Genomic DNA, 19,971 nt, shown 5'->3' with positions numbered 1-19,971 from the left:
CAACGAGGAAGGACGTAGACATGAGTGCAGCGATGGCGATGGGGGGAACCGACGGCGCAATGTTCACCGCATTGCTGGGCTGTCAGCGCGGAACGTGGGCACACTCGCCGCTGTACCAGTGGATGACGAACAATTACGAGGCGATGTCGAAGGCCATCACAGGTAAGAAAGTCCGCTGGCAGAAGATGAGCGAAGCAGCGGAATCCGCTGGCCTGATGAACGTGAATGGGGAGCCGCCGAAGCCTGCCACGGTCCGCAGTACGTGGTATCGTGTTCGCAAAGCTGTCAGTGCCATGCACAGCGCACAAGAAGACGCCCGCAACAAGGCTTCTGCGGCTCGTGCCGTGGCCCGCGCTGCCTCTCAGGCACACAAATCAGATGATGCGGATGGACGGGAGACACTGAACCGTCGCATGGCAGAAGCTGACGCGGATCTGCGGGAAAAGCAGTTACAGGACGCCCGCGATCGTAGCCGCTCAGTCCTCTATCCCGAAACGACCTCAGACGTACGGAGTGACGCCGCCCCGTCAGAAGAACGTGAGGCCGCACCTGCCGTGAAAATCGGGAGGGTGGCCGAGTTCATTGTCATGAGAAAACAGGCGCCACGCTATGGCAGGGATCAGGATATTCCTCTGCCACCGCCCTATGTTGGTCCACGTCCCGCAGGAATGCCGAAGGATTTGCCACTTGAAGCCCTCATGCCGCTTGATGCTTCTGGGCGAACTCCCGAGGGCAAACTCGACTTCGAGCAGATGCCGGGTCTGCCGCGCCGATCCTTCTTTGACAGAGACCGGGAATGGGCACTTGCCTGCCTACCCATGATTGAGGTCATCCCCCCGCGCGAACGGAGTAAACCTCTCAAAGCGATGTTCTGTCTTTTAAAAATGAAGATCGGACGCTAGTCCGCGTCCACCTGCGCTGTCTGCACTCACAACGGGATCTGGGAAAATGATCGAGCCGTCTCTGGCGGATCATTCAATGTCAGGAATCCAATGTGACCGAAAAACCAAAACGCCTTTCAGCGCCTGAGCTGCATGAAGCGATTACGAAGTCTCTCGAACTACGCTCCCTGATCAAGGCCGGACGTGGAAATCTCGGTGGAACGACTTGCCTCGCTCCGCTTGCGGAGCGGGCCATTTTTCAGGGGCGACCTCTTCTTTTGGGGGACGGAGATGTTCGTAACCCCGGCATTTCCCTGTTCAAGGAGATTTATAAAACTCACGGGCTTCCTTGCCCTTCGAATGAAGAAGCCGGCCACCTGAAAGAGTGGTTTGCCAACAGTTTCAACGAAGCGGCGATGCGCCAATCATCCTTGCTAATCGACATTGGGGGTGGTGACAGAACATTGGAGGAATGGGCGGCCGAAGATGACATCATCGGTGCAGCGGATGCCGTCGGTGTTCCGGTAACAGGCCTGTTCATGTGTGGCTCCCAGCCCGGTGACATCGCCTATCTTGAAAAGCTGTGGGCCAGCGGTCAGTTCCGGCCCCGCCGTGGCATCATCGTCCTCAACGAATGGACCGTTCCAGCCGGACATAAGCCGGACACTATTTTCAATCCGATCATGAACGATGAGCGCCTTATGAACGTGGCGGGGATGGAAACAGAATTTCTGCGGATTCCAAAGCTATCCTGCATGAAAGAAGTGCTGGCGAGTGGCCTAACCTTTCATGACGCCGCCGCGGGTAAGCCGGGACAGGACGGAACGCCCCTCGGCCCGATGCGCCAGTGGCTTGTCAAAAACTGGCTGGAGAAAATCGAGGAAAACATTTCGGATGCGGGCATTGAAGACTGGCTGCCATGAGAAGGAGCCGCAAATCCGAGCCGGATCTGCTCGACCGGCTAAAAACAGGCGCCAATCCCTTTGGAGGGATTGGCAACCGGAGATTTCTCGACCTCCTCGCTGACGGAGAGCAACACTTCGTCTGTTACAATGCGGTGGGGGAAGCTGAGCATCTTGATGTGACCGATCTCGGCGTCACCATCCGCACCCTCTCAACCATCCGGTTTCCGGTGGGGGTATCGTTCTGGGAGTGGGAACCCAACGGAACGGAGCGGCTTCCGCCGCTTCGAAAAAACAGAGTGCCGACCCGGTGTGGATTTCTGGTGATTGCGGATCAGTCGGGGCAACGCGGGATGCTGCACTACGCGGACTATCGTCCGCGCATGAAACTACACGGCAGACCCATGGCCATAGTCTATCCTGTCTCGTTGACGTTCGATCTTCGGGACGACTGCGCTGCACCGGACACGCCACTCTTTTTTGGCGATGAAAGTCACTACGCCCATCAGCCCGATCTTCCTCCCGAGGCCCTCACGGCTTTCGATGTTGAGGCAAGCCCGAAGGATGCGGCGGCTCTGATGAGCCATTTCGGGGCGATGCCCTCCCCGCTCTACAAAAATAATCCTGAGCAGGCCTTCCCTCAGGATGTGTCTCTGTTCTCGTCAAAAGACTGGGAGCTTTTCCAATCCTTGGCCAATGACCTGATCCATGAGGCCACGCCGTTCATGTGCATGCAGCTGCTTATTCGTGCATCGCATGTCCGGAGCTGGACCACTGAACAAGGCACGGGGATGGGGCTTCGGAAGATTACGCTGTACGATACTGAGGTCCTGACGACATGAGTGAGTCCACAGACAAGGCAACTTTTGACGGACTGGCCGAGGCGGGTCGGTTGATGGAAGAAGCGGCCCGGCTTGATGGCATTGATGAACATTCTCCCCTTGGGCGGTGGATCCGAGCCCAACGCAAGGGCATGGATGCTTTTGCGCGGGTTGTGCTGTCATGCGCCTCTGAAATGCAGGATTTCAGGGGAGAGGCCCGCGGCATTATCGAGATGGCCAAGCAGGAACAAAGCACTCTGCGGGACCAGTACATCGAAAGCCGCAGGCAGGTTGAAAAGATGGGGGAAGTCGCGGAGCGGAATATCGAGAAACAGGAACTGTTTCGAGACCGCGAATTACAGGCCACTCTCGGGCGGATTGTCTCTGGCGTGACGTCGGAACTTCGCGACAAGGTTTTCGATCAGTTACGGACAGAGATTCCGACGCATGAGCGCCAGTTTTACAAGGAAGCGCGATGGCGCGCCTATGTACGGATGGCGCTGGCCGGTGCGGTCCTTATCGGTCTCGGCTTTGCCTCTGGTTACACGTATGACGGTTATGCAGCGCAGGTCGGACGTTATTGCGAGGAGCATCAGGCGTTCGACACGAAGGGCGCATCATGGTGTCAGATCGTCCCGCCGCCGATCCTGCCGAAGTCCTGAGCAGGCTCTTGCGTACCCGCTCCAGGGCGAAGCCCTGACGCAACATACGTCACAGCCGCGCCTGCGCGGTTGTGTCCATTTTGGCGCGGTCTGACCGGACAACAAAAAAGGCGGCTCCCCAGGGAGCCGCCTTTTGCGTGTGTGGACCTGGCCGAGGCCGATCAGGCGAGGCCGTTCGACGCGGCCCGGATCTCGTCAGGGGTGGCACCAGCGGCGCGCGCCTCTTCTGCGGCCTTCTCGATGCTGGAATCGAAGCGGGTATTTTCCAGAAACGTCATGAGGGCGTCCGCGATGGCGAAGCCCCGCGCAAGGTGCTCCAGCCGTCTCAGGGGGAGGCTCTTGGCGCTGGCATCGGGGACATATGGGGCGAGTGCGTGAGACATAGGACAGGCTCCACGACCGGGCAGGGCTGGTCGCTCTTCAATGTGCAGAGGGACAGGAAGAGGCCGCGCCCTGTGGGCGCGGCGGGCTTGCCTTAGAAGCCCATGGCGTCCGCCTGAACGGCGGCAACGTCACGGGAGAGGCTGCGGCCATTGTCGCGGGTGTAAGGCTTCCAAGCCTGACCCATGAGTTCTTCATAGGCAGCGCATGCGCCAGAAGCGACGCAGGCCAGCGCGTATGCCTTCGCGCCGTTCTCGGCGGCAATACGGCGCAGGCCGTCCACGCGGTTTTCTCCACCGTCCACGCCCAAGCGGTCTTCGTCGCGGTCGGCGTTCTTGAAACTGTCAGCCGCGTCAATGGCAATCATACGGCGGTTTTCGTAGAAGTTCGCGGCGCCATAGGCGGAACGGATGAGGCCATCCACCACGCGGTCAAGGTGCATCCGCAGACCGTTGAAATTCTGCTCGCCCCGAATGTGGGTCACGAGGATGGGAAACATCAGTTCGTATTGCTCGCGCACCATGTTGGACCCTGCCCCGGTCAGCTCGTCAACGTCACCCGCTTCGACACCGAACGCGGGCACGATTTTTGACATCTGGTCGTCAGAGGGAACAAGACGGAGAATGTCGGCCAGAGACGGCGCGGCAAGAGCCTTGGTGCGCCGTTGTGCTTCACTGAAGCGGCGAACAGCGGCGGGGGAATAGTTGCCCTGAGAAGCGTTCTGGGACATTGTGTTGGATGCGTCGGACATGAAAATTGCCTTTCTAGTCTAGCGAAGTCCCGTTCGGTGGTAGGACACCGTTCGGGGCGCTTTGTCTTGAGGGCCAATCCCTCTCGACAAGTAAAAGATAGCCTTTCCGGCCGTTCATGACAAGAGAAAAAGCACAAAAAACTGCCATAAAACGCGCTTTATTTTTGCATGACAAGTAAAAAGATTACTTGATTACTTTATGAAGACCTGTCGTTTTCCTAGACCCATCCTGCCCGTGCGGCGAGCACATTGACGGCGACGAGAGTGGAACGACAGTGGCGTTTTCCTGAGCCCATCCTGCCACCGGCCAAGACGGTCGACGGGACAGGCCGTCAAGCCCGGAGCGTCCTGAGCAAGGGTGGCTGGCCCGCGGCTGATGCGGGGTCGCGTGCGGCCCTGCAGCAGACGCGGGCCTGACACCTGAAGCCGAGGGTCGCGCAGAGGCTTTACGGACTGGCACGGCGACTGTCAGACTGAACGCTGGATGCGAGGACGCTGTCGTGGAACGGCCCTCCCGGGCGGTCCTTCAGGACCGTTCGGGAGGGACGAGGAGCCGTCTCACGGTCGAACGTGCCAGACCAGAACCGTCCGTTCATGGAAAAGGATGCGGGTGAACCGTTACCCGGACGGGCCGAGACGCGGGGTCCAGACGCCCGGTTGAGGGCGGCTGGACGCTGTGGCTCGGTCGAACTTGGCGACGCAGGAGCCTAGTGAGATAGGGTGAACGAACCCTTCAGGGCCGCCCCGACCCTTCCTTTGCTTTTTCTACCTACGGCCCTGATTTGCGCCGGAAGAGTCCCGCGTTAGGAAGAACACACCCCCACCCACGGCAAGTACCAGCAGGCCTCCCCGGATTGGATGCAGAAAGCCCTGCCAGATCAGGAGAAGAATGGCGACCTGAATGATCAGCGCACTGATGCGAATGACGGTTTGTCGAGACATGGAGCCAGTCTAGTCTTTTTTGCTGTCCTGGCGCAGCCCCCCTGTGGGGGGCGAGCACTGGGGGCATCAAAGCTCGCGCCGTCGAGGCGCGCCCGCCTGACTAAACCGGGCGAGCGGACAAAAAAAAGCGGCCCGGAGGCCGCCTGTCGGTGTCACTGATGGGACGTTCGCAACTTTGCGAGCCGGGTGGCAATCGGTCCGATCGCAAGGCCCAGACCGATGGTGAAAACAGCGGCAGGAAGAAGAATAAACAGGATACTCTGGGTCACGTTATCCATTGGTTTTCGCCTCCGTCTTCTCCTCAGGATAGGGGATATAGGCCAGAAAAGTCAAAGAAATTGCCTCAAGCGCGGCTCCCAGAAAAAAGCAGGTGACGGCACGCATGGGGGTCAACGGTCCTGTCCCGGAGATGAGTGGGGTCACGATGCCGAGCCCCCACGCGCTGAGGGCGAATGTCTGAAGGACGCTGGCAATCGCCTTGTAGCGGTCTTCCTTGTGTTTGGAGCGCTGCGGCGGGGGCAGCAGCGCCATGAGGCGGTCTTTGTTCATCTTACGCTATGCCCCTTCCCCCCGGCCCTCAAAATGGAATTTCGTCATCGAGGTCGTTCCCGCCCGGTGCGTCCCAGCCCGCATTGCGGTTTCCGTTGCCAGACGATCCCCCAGACCGGCCGCCACCGTTTCCACCACCAAAGCCGGCATCGCCCTCATCGCCATTGCCTCGGTTGCTGTCGATCAGCACCAGCTCACCCCGGAAACGGTCAATGACAACCTCTGTAGTGTAGTGCTCCTGACCGCCCTGATCTGTCCATTTACGGGTGCGGAGTTCGCCTTCGATATAGACCTTGCGGCCTTTGCGAAGGAACCGCTCCGCCACGTCACCAGACCGCTCATTGAAGATGACGACACGGTGCCATTCGGTGCGCTCACGGCGCTCGCCGCTCTGGCGATCGTTCCATGTGTCGGACGTCGCCAGAGGAAAACTCACGATCTTGGAACCGGACTGCGTATGACGGACTTCGGGGTCTTTACCAAGGTTGCCAACGAGAATGACTTTGTTAACGGAACCAGCCATAAGAGCCTCCAAGAAATAGGGAACGTATCAACTGGACTGTTTCGGCGTTATTGCCTCCGTCCATGAATAGATATTAGGTTGTTACTTGCTCACGGTCAACGAAAAACCGCAGGAAACCGCCGTTTTCGAGGAAATAAACTCTCCAAAATTGAAGGTTTACTTATTGAATACTTAATAGACATTTGATGTTTTCCTAGACCCATCCTGCCCGTGCGGCGAGCACGCCGACGACGACGAGAGTGAAAGGGAGGTGGCGTTTTCCTGAGCCCATCCTGCCACGGGCCAAGACGGGCGACGGGACAGGCCGTCAAGCCCGGAGCGTCCTGAGCAAGGGGGGGCTGGTTTGCGTCTGATGCGGGACCGCGTGCGGCCCTGCAGCAGATGCGGGCCTGACACCTGAAGCCGAGGGTCGCGCAGTGGCTTTACGGACTGGCACGGCGACTGTCAGACTGAACGCTGGATGCGAGGCCACCTCCATGAAACATGCCTCCGCGGACGGTCCGAAGGACTGGCCGGGGAGGTTGAGGAGCCGTCTCACGAACAGATCCCTCAGACCAGGACCGCCCGTTCATGGAAAAGGATGCGGGTAAGCCGTACCCGAAAGGGCCAGACCCGAGGTTCAGACGCCCGACTGAGGGCGGCTGGACGTCGGGGCTACGCGGAGCTTGGCGACGAAGGAGCCTAGCGCAGTAGGGCGAACGAACCCGTCAGGGCCGCCCCGATCCTCTCTTCGCCTCCCCTTCACATCACCCACGGGTCAGTCTCGAAGAAAGAAAACACTCTATCCCCTCTCTCCCCCTCTGCTTTCTTCATCTTCCTTCTCAAAACTCTGCGCTCCTGGCGCGCTTTCCTCCTTTTCTTTTCGCTTGCCTTCCACCAGCCCCGCAGGACATCACGCAGTTCCGGGCACTGTGCGCTGATCTGCCCATAGGACTGACGCCGGAACCGGGCGACGCCACCGAAGCGGTCGATCCCGGTCAGCAGGGTGCTCCTGCCGATCTCCGGATAGAAGATCACGCCAACGCCATCCTGCGCATCTGGTGTTGAGGGCAATCGAAGGAAAAGGGTAGCGAAGGCGTCCGTTGTCTCAACCCATCGCGGCACCGGTCCTGCCAGTTGGCGCAAAGGCATCAGGTCAAAGTGGGGACAGTTCTCGGCTATGGCAGTCGCGAGAGGCGGAGACCTGTGCCAGAAGCTGGCGCTACATCCCGGCCAGTCTTTTGTGGCGTCAGTCGGAAAGAGGATTCCGAAGACTGTGATGAGATCCGCTTCATAGACAAGCTCGCCGCCCTGCCATTTGGCAAAGGCCGGATCATCGAAGCAGTCGAAATACTCCATTCCCCGGATGCTGACGTCTGGATATTCGTCAGACAACCCCAGCCCATGACCAAGAAATGAGGTCCCGATCCCGCTTTCGAGGGTCATCACGAGTGTTGTTTCATCCTCCCACGTCATGTGTTCGGGTGCGCAGGTCCGGTAGGCGCGCTCTCTGGCAATCTGGCGCAAACGGTCCTGTGGGCCGGTGAGCGTGAAGACTGTTATGACGGGAGTAGCCATGGAGAACATCCTTTTTCATTTTCTGGATGCTTTCCTGCCGGCGCAGACGGCTGGCCGGGACAATGGCGCGCCCTCCAGGGCGCGGGCCGCGTGCGGCCGGACCATTGTGGCGGCCAGACGGCCTGTGGCTGGCCCCGTTTCTCTTCTGACCCTCCCGGCCTCGCGCTGGCGGGGATCTCATTTTGCCTTGAGCACTGGCCCATGGGGCTCAGAGCGCCCCGACTGCCGTTCGACAACCATATTCCATCCCGGAGTGCCTCAGTTCAGAGACGAGGAGGCTCATGACTGTGAAGGCGTTGCCCGCTCAGGGCAGGAAACTCTAGAAATCATACAGTCATATGCCGGAGACATCAGTGCGATGTTTAAAGGGACACTTGCCAGATAGAAGGAGCTCCAGCACCAAATGACGACGTTGTCCAGAATTGTCCTCGACACCACGAACATGATGCTCAAGATCCATGCAGCCTACCGACATGATGACATCTGACTGACGCCCTCCAGAAGGACGTCAGTTATCCAACCTCGTATTTCAGACCGGTTGAGCGCCTCAAATCGGTCCTCGACCCTACGGCAGCTGGCGCCCGGACAATGCTACATCCGCCTGAACATAGAGTGCCTCAATCACGCACAGACCCTCCTCTTTCCGCTTTTCTGTAAAGAGGCGGTCGGCAACGTCAGCGAGAAGCTTCAGGCGCTCCGTGCAAGACGGGGCGGTGTTAGCTGCGGGCGGAAGAGTAAGAGGCATCATGGTGTCTCGTTTCGAATTTTGAGGCTACGAGATGTTACGGGGGACTGGCCGGGGACGGGCTGATACCCGTGAACGGGCTGCGCAACCCCACGACGGATGGTTAGCAAATCATCAAAGAAGGTAAGCGCATGCCCCACCAGATCGGGATCAAACGCGCCGCCCGCATGCTCCTGAAGAAAGGCCTTCACCTGACGCGGCGACCATCCTGCCTTGTAGGATCGGGTAGAAAGCAGGGAATCAATTACATCGGCGAGGCCGATGATGCGCGCAGCCAGAGGGATGGATTTTCCCTTCATTCCGAACGGATAGCCGTCACCGTCGTAACGCTCATGATGCAGGAGGACAGCCTCATGAACGACAGTCGGAATATCTTCGGACAGATGAAACAGCGCTCCGAGACCAAGGGATGGATGCTGTCGCATCACCAGCGTCTGACGGGCATTGAACACGCCCTGATGATGTAAAAGGCTGTCCGGCAGGAGCAGTTTGCCCGCATCGTGCAGTCGGCCTGCCAGTTCAAGGGAGCTGGACGAAAGTCCACTCCCTGCCAGATGGCCGAGCAGACCAGCGAGGCGCCCGACCCTCTGCCCATGTCCGTCGTCACCCTGAGCAATCTGTGCCAGGAGCGAAGTAAGAGGCGGACCCTGCCGCTGATAGGACGCAGGCAGTCTCACGACCTCTTTCAAAAGTGTCTGCAGTTCAGGCATTTTCCCTCTGCCGGTTGTGTAGGATCACTTTAGGAGCGGCCAATGTGAGTCCGATTATCCCGGATGGATCATGCTGCGGACGAGGCCGCCAAGTGCCATGGCAATGCACGCAACGAAGAGTTTGATCCGCGCCTTGGGGCCATAACCATGACCGGACACCATCCCTGCGGTTCTTTCAGCGACTTTCGTAAGACCGACAGTGCCAAAGGCCAGAGCCATCCACTGCCAGAACGAAAGCGTCAGAACGGGCTGACCCAGCCCGGACATGCGCCAGGCCCCCTGCCCTGCAAACTGGTCCAGACCGAAAAATCCATCGGCCGCATTCACCAGAAGGAAGAGACTGACCCCTGCTAGGAACCTGACACCCGACGCGCGACGAAGAACTGTTTCAGCAGGGCGGGCCTGCCCCACCGTCGACCGGTATCGGACACGGGCAATCAGGGTCGGGGTCCAGTCCGCCGAAAAAAGGGGCATAGTCAGAACCCCACCGGCAAAAGACGAAACACAGAGAGCACCAGGCCAAGTCCGGCAAACATTATGCCGCGCCTGCGCTCAAACCCGTAGTCGCGGCCATTGTCCCCGATCTCGGGAGCTCCCGGCCCTATCATCGTTGCCAGGCAACCGGCGACGATGAAGACCGGCCCCATGACGGCACCAAGCCGGGGGATGACGAAAGCGAAGAGGAGAAGTCCCACACTTGGCCAGCAAACAAGGATATCCCCGGCTGTCTCTGCGAGACGATGGCGCAGCGGCGTATCCTGCATCGTGTCAGAACCCCAGCGCACGGCGGTAAATGTCCAAAAGAGTTTCCTGTTCCTCGACCTCTGAAGGATCCTGCTTGCGCAACCGGATGATCATCCGAATAACCTTGACATCGAAGCCGGCTGATTTGGCTTCGGAGTAGATGTCCTTGATGTCACCACTCAGCGCCTTGCGCTCTTCTTCGAGGCGTTCGACCCGCTCGATGATGGATCGCAGTCGATCGGCTGCGATGCCGCCTGCGACAGCACCCTGATTGTCCTGAGAGCCATCGGGGAAGGATACGCGTTGCAACATGATTAACCTTTCAGAAATCGGGTGAGAAGCAGATGGGAGGCAAGGGGCGGAGCAACTCGCGATGACCATCCGCCAGGGCTTCGAGCCAGCGGGACTGCCGCTCCGGGAGATATCCCTGTTCCTCAAGGACGCGACGAAGGGCGGTTCGGTGTTCACCGAGGCGCTCTGCAAGTGTGCGTTCAGACCAGCCAATGGTCAGAAGGGCGCTGGTCATCGCGTAACCATTCAGGGGAGGCCTGTTGCCTACGGGCGGAACGGCCCGTGCCAGCGGATGGCTCAGACGGCGATGCAGCATCCCAAGAGCCGCGAGCCACTTGAGAAACTCCGGGTCAGGAATACCCTGCCCCGATTGCCAGCGCAGGATCCGGTCCTTTGAGACGCCGGAGCGACGGGACGCCTGACGCACCCCCCATCCGATTGCCGAGAGCTCACCGGAGATCGACAGCGCTGCACGCCTGTGCCCCGGACGAACGGACCGTGAATCCACATGTCCTGCCCGTGGTTGCCCACAGCGCTGTCCACTGGTTTGGGGGATAACCCGCAAACGCAAGGCCTCGGTCATGCGTCAGCCATGCCGAGCGATGTCGGTGAACGTCCTGTCCTGCGCACCCTGCCGGATGTGTTTGGCCATATGTGGCGAAACGATCCGATAGCGGTTAGGTCGGCGCGGATCCAGTCGTTCTTCGATCAATCCCGCCTTTTCCAGGGCTGCAAGGGACTCCCGGACCTGACCAATGGCAAGGCCGAGCCATGTCGCAATTTCACCGGCTGTTTCGTGTTCGGTCAGAGAAGCAAAAACAAGATCCTCGATCGGCGACGTCTTGACGGTTCGTGTCGCCGGCATCCAGGGCACCCGGGCATAGACACTATGACCGAGGGCCGCGATTTCACCGGCCTGGGCCAGCGTCGTCAACGCCATCGGCAATGCGCCAGCCTGCTCCGGAGTCAGGTTCGCGCGGAGTTCGAGCACATTATATGGCCCCCGGTTGAGGCAGGTCCGGACGTGTTGAAGCACGGACTGATAGACTTCACGCTGCGTCTCCGCCTTGAGCTTGCGAAAGACCCGCGCCTTAGGTTGATGACCTCCAAATTTCACTGTGATGCCCCGTCGTCCATAGCCACGCGGTCACTATGCGTAAGGCTGTTGTGAGTGTGGTCAGGCGACGTCACCATTGGCCTGCCGCTCGCGTGCAGTCATAGGCTTTCTGGAGATTGACCAGTCCGATAGCGATCCAGAGCGGCACGAAGACAAAGACATACCAGCGCGGAATGAAAGCCTTCGTCTTCCACAGGCGCATGATGTCGACGAACAGCACGGTGATGCCCAGGGAGAACAGGATCGCCTGCGCAAGCATGGTCCAGACCATCTGGATGTCGAAAGGAAAAACAAGCCAGCCAAAGCCGAGGAGCATGGTCGCGAGGACGCCCACGCCCCCAAGCAGCCAGGGGGACGATAGAGAGAGAGAAAGGGACGATTTGGGCAGATCTGACTGCCCGATGGAAAGTGTGTGCTCGGTCATACCGCGCAGTATGACGACAGCGTTTGTGAGTGCAGTTCAGAGGATGAACCGGAGGAGCTTGAAACGACAGACCCGACTTGACGTCTACAGACCATCAGCCCGAGATCTGACAGCTTGTAACGCCGCGTCGGAACGCGCCTCACTACAGCATTACCCTCAACATCCGACGGAGATAGCAGGCCCTCTGATGTGGATCCCTCGGGACGGCAGTCCGCATCCAGATCGACGTGAAACCTTTCGATCGGGCTCACGGCATAGACACGGTTGTCTTGCAGGAAAACGAAAGGGGGGTCTCTACCTTAATCGGTCAGCGTTTTAAGCGTGCCTTGAACAATACCAGCACATCCGTTCATGAAACGCACGACTGCCTGAATCTGCTTCTACGTCGGATCTTCATAGCGCAAAGGCCGAGCCTGCCTGCTCTATTATGACGTCTCTTATTCCCGCACGCGACTCACTCAGTCTTCGCCGTGGCTGATCAAATCCTCCCGGATGTGACTCTAACCCACTCCCGTCCGCCAGAATAAAGGTTATGCGCCGCAGAAGGACTTGCGTGCGTGTTTGCCCGTTTTTAGTGTCCTATAATGTGCCATTCTCTTCCCCTAATCCGACACTTTTCTGACCGTAGAGGTCACAAGAAAGCTCAGGTAGCTACGCCCCGCTTACTAGCTAACCTTGGGCATCATCCCTTCAAGGTAGACACCAGCCGCGATCCGCAGGAAGAGAAGGCCTACCACCGCTTGCGGCGCATGGTCCGTTTTGGCCGATCCTTCGACAGTGTCCCTCCCCATCGTGCCTGCAACAAGCTGCTCACAGCGCCTTTTCATAAGAAGGGCCCCTATCACGCGAAAATCGACACCCCGTCCGTCACAGCCATCAAGGCGTGGTGCGGTAAGCCTGTTTCCAACCTTGATAGTATCCCCGAAACCATGCGTTTGAGAGGTCACTACCGTTTTTGGCGCAGTTCCGGGCGCCAAGTAAAGGAAGTTCGATGAGACAGACACCACACCAAAAAGAGGTTGCGCTTCTTCGCGAGGTTATCCTTGGTATAAGAATATTGCCGCCAATACAGCCTGATCATCTTACACAAGAATTTCTTCAGGTTGAGGAGATCGGCATAGCTCAGCCTGAGATAGATCGGCTAATAGTTGTCCTAAAGCAGTCGTCGAGCGCTTTTTTTGATTTTCTAGAAAACGTAGCCAGCCGTTTTCCTGCGATGGCGCGCGGCACGATTGTGTATGATATTCGCACAGCACTGCTAAAGGCTTTAGCGGACTATGTTAACAGAGATGCGGCGTCGATTGGGCCACGCGACGTAGAGGCCATAGAGGCTCAACTTGTGACTTGGTTTGACCGGTTATCGACGCCACGGCGTGTATTTGTCCCTTGCATAATTTCACCTTGGCGTGCGCCACGGTTTTCAATCGGGCCAGCCGACTTCGTCTTTATCGATGACATTCAGCGCAGTGATTTCTATCCGAGAGAAGATGACTGGTTGGGACGTTCACATTTCGATAAGATGATTGGAGTGATGAAGAAGGGCCGCGCCAACTGGCTTGCTCGCATTTCTGTCGAGGGATGTGAGCGTTCCAAGGCAGAAGAGATCGGCAATGTGTCAGCGGCGTTGGCCGTTGTTGCCATTCAACTCACTGTTTCCCCGTCTTTTGGAACGAGGAACATGGGTACGCTGGACACACACAGAGGTTTAACAGTCCGCACGACTATTTCGGAAGCGGACGGGTATTATTTCGCAAAACGTTCCAACGTAGAACCTGGCATGCCGATTGGAGATGGGACACTGGCCGTCTTTCTACGAAATGCGAAACCCGCGATTAAGGCTGTCGGCCGTCTCGTGAATTCATTCGCAACTGGCAATTATCAGCTCCCAAAGCTCGAACGAGCATGGTGTGATGCGGCTTACTGGCTGCACGAGGCGCTCGCCGAGAACACTGATACTGTTGCTATTGTAAAACTTGAGACGGCGCTAGAGGTATTAACGAAAGCAGAAAGTACCAGCGGGAGCCAAGCTCGTGTTGAGGCAATTCTTTTGACTTTTTACAGCCTGAAACCAAACGATCCCGTCACAAGCGATTCAGTAGTAACGGCCAGGCAGTTCGCAAAGCAGATCGTCCGTGATCGTTCTCAAATTCTCCATGGTACATATTCAACGCTCCATTCAAATATGGAGATGAGCCGAAGCGGCGCTGAGACGTTCGTTATAGGGGTAATTCGCCGCGCTGCCGAGGAGCTGGAGCTTTACGCGAACTCGCTGTCACCAAGTGATGATATATCCGGGTTTCTTGCATGGGTAAGAGCGAAACAGGAGTCTTGATTGAGCCAAGGCTGACCTTCCTGTTGTCAGCCTTGGCAGTCGGCATTACCGGTACGATCTGCTCTCAGTCAAAACCCCATCGCCTCTCTCTGAGCCTGCCGATTGAAAACCGTTCCCCGTTGGAACGCGGGACGGCGCTTGAGATCCCTTCCCCAGCCGTCCCGCCGCGCCTGAAGCGGGATCTCGTCAATAAAACAGCTCGGATTGGCCTGCTCTCCTCGACGAAACTCGCACCAGGACACACTGACGCGCTGGCGGCCGCGGGTCAGTGCGACATAGGCCAGTCGGCGTTCTTCAGCCGGGTCAATGTTCGTGCGTGACGGAAATAGCGTGTCTTCCCATCCGATCAGAAAGACATGCCCGAACTCAAGGCCCTTTGAGCCATGAATCGTCATCAGCTTCACCCGACCGACACTGTCATCATCCCGGCTTTCCGACCCGAGGGCCGCATGATCGAACAGCTCTTCCACCGAGCTGAACTCGTTGGCGAGCGACAGAAGCTCGTGCAGATTTTCCAGCGCCGTGCGTCCATCCTCCCCGGCCGCCTGATGCATCGCGAGATATCCACTTTCTTCAACCAGAACCCTCAGACGTTCACCCAGACTTGGTTCGTCGCTACGTGCCCCTTTCAGAATGACGTCCAGGAAGCCGCGCAGCTTGTCAGCAGCCTTGCCCGTGCGTCCCTGCACCGTGCGCTCCGCTGCATCATAAAGCGAGATTGCCTCATCGTCCGCGACCTGCTCGAATTTTGCCATGGCTTTGGCCCCGATCCCCCGGGCGGGCTGATTGACAATCCGTCGGAAGGCCTCGTCTGACTGCCGCTCATACGGAAAACACGTCAGACGCAGGAAGGCGAGCGCGTCCTTCACCACCGCGCGCTGCCAGAAAGCGGTATCATTGACCAGCTCATACGGGATCTTCGCACGCAGCAGAGACTCTTCCAGCAACCGGGAGAGATGGTTGAACCGATACAGCACCGCCATCTCCTCATAAGGCACGCCCTCGAGAGCACGACGGCCGATCTCGGCGGCAATCCCGGAGGCCTCGTCCTGACTGCCGGTATGCCGCAGAATATCCACTGGCTCGCCATCTCCAGACGCGGTATAAAGCGTCTTCTCCAAACGGCTCGTGTCATGAGAGATGACCGCATTGGCTGCTGACAGGATATGACCGGTCGAGCGGAAGTTCTGCTCCAGGGCAATCAGACGTCCGGTCGGAAACTCCTTGAGAAAGCTTCGGATAATCCGGACATTGGCCCCACGCCAGCCGTAAATTGACTGCGCATCGTCGCCGACAACGAAGAGCTCGTTGTGGTCTTTGGACAGGCATTTCAGCCAGAGAAACTGGAGCCGGTTCACGTCCTGGAACTCATCGGCCAGCACGCAATCAAACCGGTCCGCCCAGTCGCGCCTGTAGCGTTCATCCCGCAACATTGTCACGGTAGGCCATAGCAGCAGGTCTGCAAAATCCGCGCGATTGCTTTCGCGCAGCATCGCCTGATAGGCAGGATAGAGGACGGCCGCATCCCGCCAGATCATAATGTCATCACCCTCAGTGATGGCATCCGTCGCAATCCGTCCCTCGACCCAGGTGACGGCGTCCGGGGGAAGCACCATGTTTTCCTTGAGCATGGCAATGCGCGAGCTGACGGACTTCACACGCTTGCGAAATGTTTCTCCATCGTCAGCATTCATGACGCCTGCTTCAATCGCCTTTTCCAGAAGGCGGCGCACGATCTTCGTGCTGTCTTCGCTATCACAAACGTCGAACCCCGGACGCAGCCCGGCAATGTCGGGGTCGGTCCGCAGCTGACGGCGTCCGTGCGCATGGAAGGTCCCCACCCAGTACGGCGCCTGAGCGATATTTAGGGCCGCCGCAATGCGGGTCTTCATCTCCCCGGCCGCCTTGTTGGTGAACGTCACGGCCAGAATGCGATCCGGGGCCATGCGACGCTTGACGACACGATCGACGATCCCAGCCACCAGCGTCTTGGTCTTGCCAGTCCCGGCACCTGCAAGAACAACAACGGGCCCCGTCTGACGTGCGGCCTCTGCCTGGGAGGAAGTCAGTCCGGAGAGATGATTATCCACGACCACGTCCCTGCTCCCGGGTGCCATGAAGAACTTCGCACCGGCTCGCACGGCGGCCATCGAGGCTCAGGATCATGTCCGGCTCCACCATCAGATCAAACTCACGCCCGAAGTCCCACGTCCCGTCTGCCAGAACCGTTCCCCCGACGATGAGGCCGCGCAACACGTCGCTACCGAATGCGACCTCGGCATAGGTCTGCGGAAAGGGCGGCTGATTGTGCAGCAGGGCCCAGGTATGCCAGACGCGGGTCGTCTCGGCGTCGGCATGCCAGGCGGCGGTCAGTTCTGCGACATGTCCCAGGAGTGTTACGGCATCCGGACGGTCAGGATGACGCGTGCTTCCGGGAACGGTGCCGATCAGAACAAGCTGCTGCTCTCCCGCCTGACAGGTCAGGAACCTGCTGCTTCCGGTCGGAGACTGAACGAACAGGACGATGCGTCCGGAGAGATCCCAGCCTGCTGCACTCCAGCGTCCGCCAACAACGAGACCCTGGCTCCGTTCCCCCTCAGGACCGTATTCCACCAGAGCCCAGGGAATGCGACATCCGAGGTCTGGCATCAGGCGCAGATAATGGTCCGCGTCGGGGTGCGCCAGAAAAGCCGCTCTCAGGGCGTCATTTTTTTCGTGGCCGGGAAACAGAGCCTCCATTTCCCGTCGTGCCTTGTCATTCGTCATCAGTCTCTCCTCAGGCAGCGCGGGCGGCGGCCACAACAGTCTTCAGGGCGTCGTTGAAATCTTTGCAGCCCCCGTGGGGAATACGGCGGATCACACGGACACCGGCTTCACGGCCCAGCTCTGCAAGGCGCGCGGCGTAGCGGTTGCCGGCGTCATCATTATCGGTTGCGGCCACCAGAACGGCTGCCGGATCTTTTGCCATCTCAGTCAGTTCGGCCGTGAGGGCTTCGACCGTCTCCGGTCCCATGCCGCCTGCGGTCGAGCAGTACAGGGTTTCGCGCGTGCGCTCACTGTCGAGGGCGGCATAGGACAGGGCATCAATGGCGGATTCACTCACCACCAGACGACGGACCGTGCGCGCAAGGCCGGGCTGAAACCGGAACAGCGTTTTGACCGTACCCGACAGACACATCCCCTTGGTGTCCGGGCCGCGCAGTTCCGCACCACAAATGGTCCCCTTGGCATCCCGGTGGCCGAACCAGGCGGCGTGATAGCCGTCCCGGATGCAGCCGGTCATGATGGCCCGACGCAGAACCCACTCCGGAAGGCCGCGCTCCTCTGTAAGGTACGCCCACACCTTAGTGCCGGATGTCAGTTCCTTCTTGCCATGCCAGCGCTCAGCCGGTGCAGCATCTGGCGTTTTGGCCTGACGCTCACGGACATATTCTGCCCCCTTCGGCGCAAGGCCCACCAGCTGTCCCAGCGCAGTGCAGGCCTCATGAAACTTCAGACCGGGTGTCAGGCGCTGGATCAGGGAGAATACATCCCCTTTTTCGTCCGATCCCGTATCCCACCAGCCGCGGCCTTCATGGTTGACAATGATGGTCTCACCCTTGCCCGCCCGGTACTTCAGAGCGTTGCGCGTGCTTTCGGGCTTGTCGAGAAGATAGCCATGGCGCTCAAGCAGCAGAGCACAGGAGACACCTTTGACGATGTCGGTCCGGTCACTATCAGACAGTCTGAACGGCTCAAAGCGTGCCATGATCGTCATCCTTTTCGTTTCGGGACGGCGCAACGGTCAGAACCGGCCTCAACGCCCCTGTCATCTGGGTTTAATTTAGGAAAAATCCGCAAATATTGCAAGTAAAAACGGCTGTTTTCTGCGGCTTTATAGGGTTTTATTTGCCGTGACCTTGCGCCACACAAACATCATCTCCACAAACTTAACGAATACTTAAACAAGCCTTTCGTTCGACCCGTGCCGGAGGCAAAAGGGGCGAAAGCAAGCGCAGCGACGCCTTTCGTCCCGACACTTTCAGGTCCGTCACAAACGCAGCGCAGGACAGGATGCCTTCTCAGGGGACCCGGCTGCACGGAGCAACCGAAGGGCGCGGAGGAAGCTGGGGTGGAAGGTCGTCTTGTCCGGAGTGAGGCTTGTGGCACTCCAGACCTTTCCCGTAAGGAGCCCCCAAGCCGTCAGGCACAGTTCCGATCCGTGAAGGGACTGGGCATCACGCTCATCTGCTGTGCGCTCCGCACCCGCTCGGGGAGATGCGCCGATCCCTCTAGCTCGTGCGCAATGGCGTCGATCTGAGCCTTCAGCGCCTGAATATCCTGCAGGCCAATCCGGTCCCTGCGAATTTCAAGGCGCCCGTACACGGCAATGCGTTCCGCCCCGTTCTCGATCGTCAGATCATCGATCTGAACGCTTTCGCCTGCATCCAGGAAAGGAATAAAGCTCATGGTGTGGTCTCCAGCAAAGGACCGCCAGAGGCGGGCCGGATACGGACAGCGTAGGGACTTTTCAGAGGGCGGGGCAGCGACATGGCCGTCTGGCGGATCTCATCTGGGAGCGACGGGAATGGATCCACACCGGTCGCTTTGGCCAACGCGCCAATGCTGATGATCGTACAGGTGGGCTGGCTGGTGTTTTGACAGAAATACGCGCCCGCTCCGTCTTCGGCGGGGTCGTAAACAGCCTTCCACGTCGCCACCGGCACAAAGACCTGATGTGCACCAATGGTATTTACCGAAGCTCCGAAAGCCGGTCCCGTGACGACATAAAGTTCTCCATCTCGTCGTGCGAGACGACGCACAGCCATTTCCACGCCTGTCCAGATGCCTTCGTTCAACTCAGGCGTCTGGGGGACAACATTGGCAAGCGAAAAACTCTGCTCCTGCGCCTGCAGGCTGGGCTCGTCAGCAGAGCACACCATATGGCCCCGGTCGTAGTCCGATCTACGGTAATCACTCAGCTCGGCCCGGTCTTCAAAAGACAGACGCGGATCGGCATGAAAAAACCGGACGACCCGCCCAATCTGCATGCTGCGCTCCAGATCTTCCTCGGTCAGGTGTTCGGCCGTCCATAACGGGCCATGACTGATGCCCGAATGCAGCACAGCAAAAGCGTCATTGCACAACAGCACGGTCTTCTGCCCAAGCGCTGCGTTAGTCAGAACCGGGAGCTGATTATCTCCTCCAAAAGCGGAGCACTCTGCAGCCGCTGCGTGGGTTATGCCTGCCCATAGCAGGCTCGCCAGGGTCAGCCCTGTCATCGGCAGTCGCATGGCCCATCCTTTTCTTCCCGAAGGCTTCTGTCTCACGGCGCAGGATGGCACGGCCTGTTGTGAGTGCAGGATCGCGCCCGTCAATGGGAGACACTCATAAGTGTGCGCTGCGCTGAACGATGGGCAGCGCTGGCATCACGGCGCAGCGCGGCGCGTAACGCCGCTCCAAGACAATCATCATTTGCGTCGTCAGCGAGATGATCTGCTTCCGCGTAAAAGCGCCGTGCGCGGCCAATGGTCTGGCCTGTTGAAACCGCCCTGTGAAAGACAGGCGCTTCAAGTACGGGAAGAAAACTGGACGCGGGCGTATCGCTCTGGACCTGCATGGTGCGGTTCCTTTCTATTTGTTTGCCGGATGCGGGCCGC

General features: G+C 58.8%; 29 protein-coding genes. 6 read left to right on the top strand and 23 right to left on the bottom strand.

Annotation, left to right across the window (positions count from 1 at the left end):
- Nucleotides 1-20 precede the first annotated feature (20 nt).
- The 4 genes from IGS75_RS13660 (at nucleotide 21) to IGS75_RS13645 (ending at nucleotide 3,266) form a co-directional block, all read left to right on the top strand.
- A complete protein-coding gene (locus tag IGS75_RS13660) occupies nucleotides 21-902 on the top strand; it encodes a hypothetical protein (RefSeq protein WP_202258774.1) in 882 nt (293 codons plus the stop codon).
- Between the two features lie 92 nt (nucleotides 903-994).
- Nucleotides 995-1,804 carry a hypothetical protein gene (locus tag IGS75_RS13655; protein ID WP_237469137.1) on the top strand — a complete coding sequence of 270 codons (810 nt, stop codon included), beginning with the start codon at nucleotides 995-997 and terminating at the stop codon, nucleotides 1,802-1,804.
- On the top strand, nucleotides 1,801-2,625 hold the full coding sequence (locus IGS75_RS13650) for a hypothetical protein (RefSeq protein ID WP_202258772.1): 825 nt from the start codon (nucleotides 1,801-1,803) through the stop codon (nucleotides 2,623-2,625). The genes IGS75_RS13655 and IGS75_RS13650 overlap by 4 nt, the downstream gene beginning before the upstream one ends.
- Nucleotides 2,622-3,266, top strand: coding sequence for a hypothetical protein (locus tag IGS75_RS13645; RefSeq protein WP_237469136.1), 645 nt, complete (start codon nucleotides 2,622-2,624; stop codon nucleotides 3,264-3,266). The genes IGS75_RS13650 and IGS75_RS13645 overlap by 4 nt, the downstream gene beginning before the upstream one ends.
- 161 nt (nucleotides 3,267-3,427) lie before the next feature.
- Here IGS75_RS13645 and IGS75_RS13640 read toward each other — a convergent pair whose 3' ends face one another.
- Together IGS75_RS13640 and IGS75_RS13635 are read right to left on the bottom strand one after the other, a co-directional pair.
- Entirely contained in the window at nucleotides 3,428-3,649 is a 222-nt protein-coding gene (locus tag IGS75_RS13640) for a hypothetical protein (protein WP_086649720.1), read from the bottom strand.
- 92 nt (nucleotides 3,650-3,741) lie between these two features.
- On the bottom strand, nucleotides 3,742-4,398 hold the full coding sequence (locus IGS75_RS13635) for a hypothetical protein (protein ID WP_202258770.1): 657 nt from the start codon (nucleotides 4,396-4,398) through the stop codon (nucleotides 3,742-3,744).
- Nucleotides 4,399-4,647: 249 nt separating this feature from the next.
- On the opposite strand from IGS75_RS13635, the gene IGS75_RS13630 reads away from it, so the two are divergent.
- On the top strand, nucleotides 4,648-4,815 hold the full coding sequence (locus IGS75_RS13630) for a hypothetical protein (protein WP_167369412.1): 168 nt from the start codon (nucleotides 4,648-4,650) through the stop codon (nucleotides 4,813-4,815).
- Nucleotides 4,816-4,844: 29 nt separating this feature from the next.
- Here the strand turns inward: IGS75_RS13630 and IGS75_RS13625 are convergent, their stop codons facing one another.
- The 15 genes from IGS75_RS13625 to IGS75_RS13560 form a co-directional block, all read right to left on the bottom strand.
- The gene (locus IGS75_RS13625; RefSeq protein WP_202258768.1) at nucleotides 4,845-4,994 is read right to left on the bottom strand and encodes a hypothetical protein; all 150 of its coding nucleotides are present in this window, start codon (nucleotides 4,992-4,994) and stop codon (nucleotides 4,845-4,847) included.
- Between the two features lie 169 nt (nucleotides 4,995-5,163).
- Nucleotides 5,164-5,340, bottom strand: coding sequence for a hypothetical protein (locus IGS75_RS13620; RefSeq protein ID WP_158093569.1), 177 nt, complete (start codon nucleotides 5,338-5,340; stop codon nucleotides 5,164-5,166).
- Nucleotides 5,341-5,492: 152 nt separating this feature from the next.
- The gene (locus tag IGS75_RS15725) at nucleotides 5,493-5,618 is read right to left on the bottom strand and encodes a hypothetical protein (RefSeq protein ID WP_255376059.1); all 126 of its coding nucleotides are present in this window, start codon (nucleotides 5,616-5,618) and stop codon (nucleotides 5,493-5,495) included.
- Complete coding sequence (locus tag IGS75_RS13615) at nucleotides 5,611-5,889, bottom strand: hypothetical protein (protein ID WP_202258766.1); 279 nt, start codon at nucleotides 5,887-5,889, stop codon at nucleotides 5,611-5,613. The genes IGS75_RS15725 and IGS75_RS13615 overlap by 8 nt, the downstream gene beginning before the upstream one ends.
- A gap of 28 nt (nucleotides 5,890-5,917) precedes the next feature.
- Entirely contained in the window at nucleotides 5,918-6,412 is a 495-nt protein-coding gene (ssb, locus tag IGS75_RS13610) for a single-stranded DNA-binding protein (RefSeq protein ID WP_086649723.1), read from the bottom strand.
- Between the two features lie 741 nt (nucleotides 6,413-7,153).
- A complete protein-coding gene (locus tag IGS75_RS13605) occupies nucleotides 7,154-7,969 on the bottom strand; it encodes a hypothetical protein (RefSeq protein ID WP_237469133.1) in 816 nt (271 codons plus the stop codon).
- 565 nt (nucleotides 7,970-8,534) lie between these two features.
- Nucleotides 8,535-8,717 (bottom strand): hypothetical protein, encoded by a 183-nt coding sequence (locus tag IGS75_RS13600; RefSeq protein WP_202258762.1) that lies wholly within the window; start codon nucleotides 8,715-8,717, stop codon nucleotides 8,535-8,537.
- Nucleotides 8,714-9,424 carry an HD-GYP domain-containing protein gene (locus IGS75_RS13595; protein WP_086649731.1) on the bottom strand — a complete coding sequence of 237 codons (711 nt, stop codon included), beginning with the start codon at nucleotides 9,422-9,424 and terminating at the stop codon, nucleotides 8,714-8,716. The genes IGS75_RS13600 and IGS75_RS13595 overlap by 4 nt, the downstream gene beginning before the upstream one ends.
- A gap of 54 nt (nucleotides 9,425-9,478) precedes the next feature.
- Entirely contained in the window at nucleotides 9,479-9,898 is a 420-nt protein-coding gene (locus IGS75_RS13590; RefSeq protein ID WP_086649732.1) for a hypothetical protein, read from the bottom strand.
- Nucleotides 9,899-9,900: 2 nt separating this feature from the next.
- Nucleotides 9,901-10,209 (bottom strand): hypothetical protein, encoded by a 309-nt coding sequence (locus IGS75_RS13585; RefSeq protein ID WP_099287131.1) that lies wholly within the window; start codon nucleotides 10,207-10,209, stop codon nucleotides 9,901-9,903.
- Nucleotides 10,193-10,480 carry a DUF2312 domain-containing protein gene (locus IGS75_RS13580; protein WP_086649734.1) on the bottom strand — a complete coding sequence of 96 codons (288 nt, stop codon included), beginning with the start codon at nucleotides 10,478-10,480 and terminating at the stop codon, nucleotides 10,193-10,195. The genes IGS75_RS13585 and IGS75_RS13580 overlap by 17 nt, the downstream gene beginning before the upstream one ends.
- 10 nt (nucleotides 10,481-10,490) lie before the next feature.
- The gene (locus tag IGS75_RS13575) at nucleotides 10,491-10,967 is read right to left on the bottom strand and encodes a transcriptional regulator (protein ID WP_086649735.1); all 477 of its coding nucleotides are present in this window, start codon (nucleotides 10,965-10,967) and stop codon (nucleotides 10,491-10,493) included.
- 78 nt (nucleotides 10,968-11,045) lie between these two features.
- A complete protein-coding gene (locus IGS75_RS13570; protein WP_086649736.1) occupies nucleotides 11,046-11,576 on the bottom strand; it encodes a helix-turn-helix domain-containing protein in 531 nt (176 codons plus the stop codon).
- A 70-nt stretch (nucleotides 11,577-11,646) separates the two neighbouring features.
- Nucleotides 11,647-12,000 carry a hypothetical protein gene (locus IGS75_RS13565; RefSeq protein WP_202258760.1) on the bottom strand — a complete coding sequence of 118 codons (354 nt, stop codon included), beginning with the start codon at nucleotides 11,998-12,000 and terminating at the stop codon, nucleotides 11,647-11,649.
- A 665-nt stretch (nucleotides 12,001-12,665) separates the two neighbouring features.
- On the bottom strand, nucleotides 12,666-12,827 hold the full coding sequence (locus IGS75_RS13560; protein ID WP_202258758.1) for a hypothetical protein: 162 nt from the start codon (nucleotides 12,825-12,827) through the stop codon (nucleotides 12,666-12,668).
- A 164-nt stretch (nucleotides 12,828-12,991) separates the two neighbouring features.
- On the opposite strand from IGS75_RS13560, the gene IGS75_RS13555 reads away from it, so the two are divergent.
- The gene (locus IGS75_RS13555) at nucleotides 12,992-14,332 is read left to right on the top strand and encodes a hypothetical protein (protein ID WP_202258756.1); all 1,341 of its coding nucleotides are present in this window, start codon (nucleotides 12,992-12,994) and stop codon (nucleotides 14,330-14,332) included.
- A gap of 68 nt (nucleotides 14,333-14,400) precedes the next feature.
- On the opposite strand, the gene IGS75_RS13550 is transcribed toward IGS75_RS13555, so the two are convergent.
- The 6 genes from IGS75_RS13550 to IGS75_RS13525 all read right to left on the bottom strand — a co-directional run bounded on the left by IGS75_RS13550 (nucleotide 14,401) and on the right by IGS75_RS13525 (nucleotide 19,931).
- Nucleotides 14,401-16,482: an ATP-dependent helicase gene (locus IGS75_RS13550; protein WP_237469132.1), complete on the bottom strand. Its 2,082-nt coding sequence runs from the start codon at nucleotides 16,480-16,482 to the stop codon at nucleotides 14,401-14,403.
- Nucleotides 16,415-17,098 carry a hypothetical protein gene (locus IGS75_RS13545; RefSeq protein ID WP_202258754.1) on the bottom strand — a complete coding sequence of 228 codons (684 nt, stop codon included), beginning with the start codon at nucleotides 17,096-17,098 and terminating at the stop codon, nucleotides 16,415-16,417. The genes IGS75_RS13550 and IGS75_RS13545 overlap by 68 nt, the downstream gene beginning before the upstream one ends.
- Before the next feature lie 10 nt (nucleotides 17,099-17,108).
- Nucleotides 17,109-18,080, bottom strand: coding sequence for a DUF3991 and toprim domain-containing protein (locus tag IGS75_RS13540; protein WP_202258752.1), 972 nt, complete (start codon nucleotides 18,078-18,080; stop codon nucleotides 17,109-17,111).
- A gap of 434 nt (nucleotides 18,081-18,514) precedes the next feature.
- A complete protein-coding gene (locus tag IGS75_RS13535) occupies nucleotides 18,515-18,781 on the bottom strand; it encodes a hypothetical protein (protein ID WP_202258750.1) in 267 nt (88 codons plus the stop codon).
- Entirely contained in the window at nucleotides 18,778-19,605 is an 828-nt protein-coding gene (locus tag IGS75_RS13530) for a DNA/RNA non-specific endonuclease (protein ID WP_202258748.1), read from the bottom strand. Before IGS75_RS13530 ends, IGS75_RS13535 begins: the two co-directional genes overlap by 4 nt.
- Before the next feature lie 80 nt (nucleotides 19,606-19,685).
- Nucleotides 19,686-19,931: a hypothetical protein gene (locus IGS75_RS13525; protein ID WP_202258747.1), complete on the bottom strand. Its 246-nt coding sequence runs from the start codon at nucleotides 19,929-19,931 to the stop codon at nucleotides 19,686-19,688.
- Nucleotides 19,932-19,971: the final 40 nt, after the last annotated feature.

The sequence above is a fragment of the Gluconobacter sphaericus genome, from assembly GCF_016757795.1.
GTDB classification, from domain to species: Bacteria; Pseudomonadota; Alphaproteobacteria; order Acetobacterales; family Acetobacteraceae; genus Gluconobacter; species Gluconobacter sphaericus.
This window is presented reverse-complemented; position numbering and strand designations above follow the sequence as displayed.

What these genes read in the sequence shown, in the direction of transcription:
- IGS75_RS13660 (WP_202258774.1), top strand. Translation starts at nt 21, where the DNA reads ATGAGTGCAGCGATGGCGATGGGGGGAACCGACGGCGCAATGTTCACC.
- IGS75_RS13650 (WP_202258772.1), top strand. Translation starts at nt 1,801, where the DNA reads ATGAGAAGGAGCCGCAAATCCGAGCCGGATCTGCTCGACCGGCTAAAA.
- IGS75_RS13645 (WP_237469136.1), top strand. Translation starts at nt 2,622, where the DNA reads ATGAGTGAGTCCACAGACAAGGCAACTTTTGACGGACTGGCCGAGGCG.
- IGS75_RS13640 (WP_086649720.1), bottom strand. Translation starts at nt 3,649, where the DNA reads ATGTCTCACGCACTCGCCCCATATGTCCCCGATGCCAGCGCCAAGAGC.
- IGS75_RS13635 (WP_202258770.1), bottom strand. Translation starts at nt 4,398, where the DNA reads ATGTCCGACGCATCCAACACAATGTCCCAGAACGCTTCTCAGGGCAAC.
- IGS75_RS13625 (WP_202258768.1), bottom strand. Translation starts at nt 4,994, where the DNA reads ATGAACGGACGGTTCTGGTCTGGCACGTTCGACCGTGAGACGGCTCCT.
- IGS75_RS13620 (WP_158093569.1), bottom strand. Translation starts at nt 5,340, where the DNA reads ATGTCTCGACAAACCGTCATTCGCATCAGTGCGCTGATCATTCAGGTC.
- IGS75_RS15725 (WP_255376059.1), bottom strand. Translation starts at nt 5,618, where the DNA reads ATGGATAACGTGACCCAGAGTATCCTGTTTATTCTTCTTCCTGCCGCT.
- IGS75_RS13615 (WP_202258766.1), bottom strand. Translation starts at nt 5,889, where the DNA reads ATGAACAAAGACCGCCTCATGGCGCTGCTGCCCCCGCCGCAGCGCTCC.
- ssb (WP_086649723.1), bottom strand. Translation starts at nt 6,412, where the DNA reads ATGGCTGGTTCCGTTAACAAAGTCATTCTCGTTGGCAACCTTGGTAAA.
- IGS75_RS13605 (WP_237469133.1), bottom strand. Translation starts at nt 7,969, where the DNA reads ATGGCTACTCCCGTCATAACAGTCTTCACGCTCACCGGCCCACAGGAC.
- IGS75_RS13600 (WP_202258762.1), bottom strand. Translation starts at nt 8,717, where the DNA reads ATGATGCCTCTTACTCTTCCGCCCGCAGCTAACACCGCCCCGTCTTGC.
- IGS75_RS13595 (WP_086649731.1), bottom strand. Translation starts at nt 9,424, where the DNA reads ATGCCTGAACTGCAGACACTTTTGAAAGAGGTCGTGAGACTGCCTGCG.
- IGS75_RS13590 (WP_086649732.1), bottom strand. Translation starts at nt 9,898, where the DNA reads ATGCCCCTTTTTTCGGCGGACTGGACCCCGACCCTGATTGCCCGTGTC.
- IGS75_RS13580 (WP_086649734.1), bottom strand. Translation starts at nt 10,480, where the DNA reads ATGTTGCAACGCGTATCCTTCCCCGATGGCTCTCAGGACAATCAGGGT.
- IGS75_RS13565 (WP_202258760.1), bottom strand. Translation starts at nt 12,000, where the DNA reads ATGACCGAGCACACACTTTCCATCGGGCAGTCAGATCTGCCCAAATCG.
- IGS75_RS13560 (WP_202258758.1), bottom strand. Translation starts at nt 12,827, where the DNA reads ATGAAAAGGCGCTGTGAGCAGCTTGTTGCAGGCACGATGGGGAGGGAC.
- IGS75_RS13555 (WP_202258756.1), top strand. Translation starts at nt 12,992, where the DNA reads ATGAGACAGACACCACACCAAAAAGAGGTTGCGCTTCTTCGCGAGGTT.
- IGS75_RS13550 (WP_237469132.1), bottom strand. Translation starts at nt 16,482, where the DNA reads ATGGCCGCCGTGCGAGCCGGTGCGAAGTTCTTCATGGCACCCGGGAGC.
- IGS75_RS13545 (WP_202258754.1), bottom strand. Translation starts at nt 17,098, where the DNA reads ATGACGAATGACAAGGCACGACGGGAAATGGAGGCTCTGTTTCCCGGC.
- IGS75_RS13540 (WP_202258752.1), bottom strand. Translation starts at nt 18,080, where the DNA reads ATGGCACGCTTTGAGCCGTTCAGACTGTCTGATAGTGACCGGACCGAC.
- IGS75_RS13535 (WP_202258750.1), bottom strand. Translation starts at nt 18,781, where the DNA reads ATGAGCTTTATTCCTTTCCTGGATGCAGGCGAAAGCGTTCAGATCGAT.
- IGS75_RS13530 (WP_202258748.1), bottom strand. Translation starts at nt 19,605, where the DNA reads ATGCGACTGCCGATGACAGGGCTGACCCTGGCGAGCCTGCTATGGGCA.
- IGS75_RS13525 (WP_202258747.1), bottom strand. Translation starts at nt 19,931, where the DNA reads ATGCAGGTCCAGAGCGATACGCCCGCGTCCAGTTTTCTTCCCGTACTT.